The sequence below is a fragment of the Enterobacter cloacae complex sp. IR5428 genome (genome assembly GCF_049238585.1).
Taxonomy (GTDB): Bacteria; Pseudomonadota; Gammaproteobacteria; order Enterobacterales; family Enterobacteriaceae; genus Enterobacter; species Enterobacter intestinihominis.
Genome location: NZ_JBMKHV010000038.1, coordinates 1 through 1,297, shown reverse-complemented (window position 1 = coordinate 1,297; position 1,297 = coordinate 1). Strand labels below are relative to the sequence as shown.

At 53.5% G+C, this 1,297-nt stretch carries 2 protein-coding genes and 1 pseudogene; all 3 read right to left on the bottom strand.

Translation table 11 applies throughout. The annotated features are described in order from the left end of the window. Window positions 1-55: 55 nt before the first annotated feature. The gene (locus ACOTXC_RS22665; protein WP_421767965.1) at window positions 56-799 is read right to left on the bottom strand and encodes a transposase; all 744 of its coding nucleotides are present in this window, start codon (window positions 797-799) and stop codon (window positions 56-58) included. Window positions 800-883: 84 nt separating this feature from the next. Continuing rightward, a pseudogene (locus ACOTXC_RS22660) lies at window positions 884-1,075 on the bottom strand (transposase); the annotation flags it as partial. Window positions 1,076-1,087: 12 nt separating this feature from the next. Continuing rightward, window positions 1,088-1,189: a helix-turn-helix domain-containing protein gene (locus ACOTXC_RS22655; RefSeq protein ID WP_421767964.1), complete on the bottom strand. Its 102-nt coding sequence runs from the start codon at window positions 1,187-1,189 to the stop codon at window positions 1,088-1,090. Window positions 1,190-1,297: the final 108 nt, after the last annotated feature.

Below are 1,297 nucleotides of genomic sequence, written 5' to 3'. Positions count from 1 at the left end.
CTGTATGACCGGATACATAGGTAACAGATCAGACCGGGAACATAGGTAACACTTTTCAGTCTATCCGGAGCACACTCTGGGTTTTTCGGTCGTAGTACGCAAGCGTTATTCCATTAAAGATGATGGCCTCCAGGCCATCATCTTGTTCTTCCAGCATGATGTACTCATCAGTCAGCGCTTCACTCAGGAACACCGTCCCCTTTTTCCCCATATAGAGTGTCCCCCTTGATTTCACCCTGTAGACCGTACCTCCTTCCGGATAAGCATATTCAGGAACCCTGCCATCCCAGTGCCGGCCTGAGGGTTGCCATACCGTTCCGGGCGTTGCACCCGCCAGGGCTTCATGCGGCCTTTCATAGTTAAACTCTTCCCGGTAGCCACTGAACCACCGCTGTTGTTCTTCCATCGTCATAAATATGTTGCCCTGTTTTACTGCACTTTTCAGCGAACGATGCATTCGCTCATGACGGCCGTTTTCTTCCGGATGCCCCTTTCTGATGCGTTCCGGTCTGATGCCCAGCTTTATCAGCCAGACTGCAAGGCGACTTAACCCGGCGATACCTGTTCCTGCGAAAGGCTGACCATTATCCGTTCTCAGGACTTCCGGCAGACCGTACTCCAGGAACGCATCCGTCAGGCACTGCCTGACGAAGGGCTCGCTCTCCCGGTCTGCTCCCCGGCAGCTCAGAAGATACCGGCTGTGATTGTCGGTGAGGGTGAAGGGATGACAGTATTTCCGGCTCAGCAGCCTGAACTTGCCTTTAAAATCAGCGCTCCAGACCTGATTGTTCTCACTGATGATGGTCAGGGGCTGGCGATTGCCCGGGGTTCTGCGTTTTCGCTTTTTATCCGGAACCAGGCCTTCACGCTTGAGGATATCGCCGATAGTGCTGGCAGCGGGGACGGTAAAATCGACGTGATGATTGAGCAGCCACATCCGCAGTTTTTTGGGGCCCCAGTCAGGGTGTTTTTGCCTCAGGGCCGTAAGCTGCCCGGCGATATCATCAGGAACTGTCCGGGAGTGGGAGTGCGGAGCACGCGACCGGTCAGAGAGAGATGACAGGTCAGAGGGGTCAAAACGCTGAAGCTATTTGTAACCGGTTTTTCGACTGATGCCGAAGAGACGGCAGAGGGCAGAAAAAGAATCCGTACCTGCATGGCAGGCACGGATAAAATCAAGGCGTTGCATAGGTCAGGTCTCAGTCCAGGGCATAGCGAGTCTCCTCTTCTATGCCAGTTATAACTGTTACCCATGTATCCGGTCTAAAGTGTTACCCATGTTTCCGGTTCATACCCT

Excerpts from the sequence above, each read along its gene's own strand:
- ACOTXC_RS22655 (WP_421767964.1), bottom strand. The coding sequence starts at position 1,189 with ATGCAACGCCTTGATTTTATCCGTGCCTGCCATGCAGGTACGGATTCT.